Source organism: Rhizobium sp. P1_E6 (genome assembly GCF_056405875.1).
The window spans coordinates 1-850 of record NZ_JBFUBG010000316.1; the positions used below are offsets into that span (position 1 = coordinate 1).

Here is an 850-nt window from a genome sequence, read left to right on the forward strand (position 1 = left end):
GCTCCACACGACGCGTTCCGGCGGCTTTGTCGACGTCGAGTCAGTGTTCGACGGAACAACGCTCACCCTCTTGGGAAAAAACGTCAACAAGTATACGCAGGTTGAGTCCCCCGGCACGGTCGATCAGCTGATAGACGAGTTGCAGGACAAGTATGGTCTGCCGTTGCCTGCCGCCGATCTGTTGATCACCAATTCATATGACGAGCTGATGGATGGCGTCTATGATTCGAAAGACTTGGGAAGTGGCGTCATCAATGGTGCCGAATGCGATTCTCTCGCTTTTCGCAAGGACGATGTGGATTTCCAGATCTGGATTACGCAAGGGGAGCAACCTCACCCCTGCCGAATGGTCATTACGTCTAGAACGATCAAGGGGTCACCGGAATACAGTGTCCAGGTCAGGGATTGGAAGTCAGGGGATGGGGTTACATTGGGCGATTTTAAATTCCAGCCGCCGCCAGATGCGGAAAAGATCGACGTCAAAGACCTCAAGCAGAAACTTGGAGAATTGCCGGATAACTTCATAGTAGGAGATAGCAAATGACTGTTTACCAACGCATAGGATTGATCTGTCTCGCTTCGGCGGCTTTGATGTTTGTCGGTGATTTGACAAGGGACCAGTCCGTTGTTTGGGTCCCCAGTTTCGTGTCTGACGCCGTCGCGAGAGTGGGACGCCCCTTGACCMCGGTCAGTGTCGCCGGCGTCGCCCGGCGCACGACTCGTCGTTGTGCCGCCGGTGTCTACAATTGCTAGTCAGGCCAATGGATTGACTCTTTGATTTCCCGATTGGCGACATCACGAGATGTGCCAACTCGTTGACATGCGCTGCAACAGTTGCAGGCATGTCCTG

The 850-nt window shown here is 53.8% G+C and carries 1 protein-coding gene; it reads left to right on the forward strand.

Annotation, left to right across the window (positions count from 1 at the left end):
- The coding region (locus AC1D35_RS36480) for a DUF2092 domain-containing protein (protein ID WP_477942918.1) at positions 1 to 544 on the forward strand (544 nt) is incomplete at its 5' end.
- Between the last annotated feature and the right edge of the window lie 306 nt (positions 545 to 850).